The organism is Streptomyces sp. NPDC007095 (assembly GCF_040634475.1).
GTDB lineage: Bacteria > Actinomycetota > Actinomycetes > Streptomycetales > Streptomycetaceae > Streptomyces.
Genome location: NZ_JBEYFS010000494.1, coordinates 1 through 1992, shown reverse-complemented (window position 1 = coordinate 1992; position 1992 = coordinate 1). Strand labels below are relative to the sequence as shown.

Annotated in this window: 1 protein-coding gene; it reads right to left on the bottom strand. The window is 64.4% G+C overall.

The features are described from left to right. Positions 1 to 1938, bottom strand: a 1938-nt coding sequence (locus ABZ656_RS57675) for a phosphopantetheine-binding protein (RefSeq protein ID WP_360280726.1), incomplete at its 3' end; no start/stop codon positions are given. Between the last annotated feature and the right edge of the window lie 54 nt (positions 1939 to 1992).

Genomic DNA, 1992 nt, shown 5'->3' with positions numbered 1-1992 from the left:
CGCAGCCAACGCCAGCCGCGCCGCCCGTTCTCCCCCGCCCATCTGTGTAATGAGTCCTGCGACCGTGGGGTTCTGAAAGACGGTACGCAGATCGACATCGACATTCAAAGTGGTACGGATACGCGCGATCAGACGAGTCGCCAGCAGCGAATGACCGCCCAGCTCGAAGAAATCGTCATCGATACCGACGGACTCGACCCCGAGCAGATCCCCGAAGAGATCCGCGAGGTGCTGCTCCTCCGGGTTCCGGGCGCGACGGCTCATCTTCGAAGTCGTCCACTCCGGCGCAGGCAGTGCCCGCCGGTCAATCTTCCCGTTAGGCGTCAGCGGAAGATGATCGAGCAGAACGAACGCCGCCGGAACCATGTACTCCGGTAGAAGCTCACGCACGTGATCCCGTGCAATGCGCGGAAGTTGCTCATCCGCACGCGCCCTTGTGGGCATATTCGCCCAGTTGGTCAAGGGAGTCCCGGGAACAGCGGTGGGGATATAGGCCTGCGGCGGGACAGGCGCGTCAGGCTGAGTGAGGACAAGGTCCACGGCCGTGGAATCGACGGACGACCAAGTGACGGCAGCCCGGTAGCCGTGCTCGTGCCCCAGCAGGTAGAGGGCTTCCGGATCAGCTCCGGCGTGGGTCGTTGGGGTTCGGGAGCCGGCTTGCCGCAGCGCGGCTGTCAGCGCTGTGTCGCGGCTGAGGCGCTGGTTGGGTATGCCCGTGATACGGAGCCGGCGGGGGGGTTCGGCCGCCAGGTGATGGGCAAGCGCGTCCAGGCTGCCGAACGTATGCTGCCAGTTCAGTGACGGAACAGTCTCGTCAGGGGCTTCGAGAGCATCCAGAACAGGGAGCTTTCGCAGAACGACGTCATAGCGGTAGCAGGTGAGCTCGTTGTGGTGTGCGCCCCGTTTGAGCTCGATGTCAACATGGGAAAGCTCTTTGATGTGTTCGCTCAGAGCAGGGAAGAACTCCGGGTCGACAAGGAGCTCCTTCTCTGCGCGGAGTGCATTGTCGATTGCCCGGCTGAGGGCGGGCAAGTCGCCGGCCGGAGCTGCGCGGTGGGCCTGGACCGCGCTGGTGAAAGCGCTGTGCAGACGCGCGTTGCGTACGTCGCCGACGAAAACAGTACCGCCGGGCGTCAACAGGCCCATGACGCGAGTCAGTACCTCGACCAGGTAGTCGACGCTCGGGAAATACTGAATGACCGAGTTGAGGATGACAGTGTCGAAGTATCCCTCAGGCAGGCCGTCGGTGTCATGCGCGGGCTGGGCACGCAGGACCACGCGTTCCGCCAGCGCCGGCTCCGCGGCAATCTGCCGACCCAGGCTGTCGATCACCGACGCGGAGAGATCCGTGGCCCAATAGGACTCGCAATCCGGGGCGAGCGGAGCGAGATAGAGTCCGGTGCCCGCGCCGATTTCCAGTACCCGTCGCGGCTTGAGCGACCTGATCCGCTCCACCGTCGTGTCGCGCCATTCCCGCATCTGCTCCTCAGGAATGGGAAGCCCGTCATAACTGCTGTTCCAGCCAGTGAAATCCTCACCCAGCACACGCCCCCGGCCGCCCCCCGACTCCGTATCCGTATCCGTTTCCGTCTGCGTGGTGGAGTAAATGGTGCCGTAGACCTGTCGCCATTCCTCGACCTGGTCGCCGTCGAGTTGGCTGCGGGTGGTGGGATCGTCGGCCTGGGTGGTGTTGGTGACGAGGTAGGCGATGAGCCGCTGGTACCCCGGGTGGTCTTCGCGGAGGGTGACCACGGCCTGGTCGATGTGCGGATGCTGGGTGAGGACGCCCTCGATCTCCCCCAGCTCGATACGGTATCCACGCAGCTTCACCTGGTCATCTGTGCGACCGACATACTCCAACGCACCATCGGCATTCCACCGCACCACATCACCGGTGCGGTACATCCGCTCCCCGGCAACACCGAACGGATCAGCCACGAACCGCTCAGCCGTCAACCCCGCACGCCCCAGGTAACCCCGCGCCAACTGCAC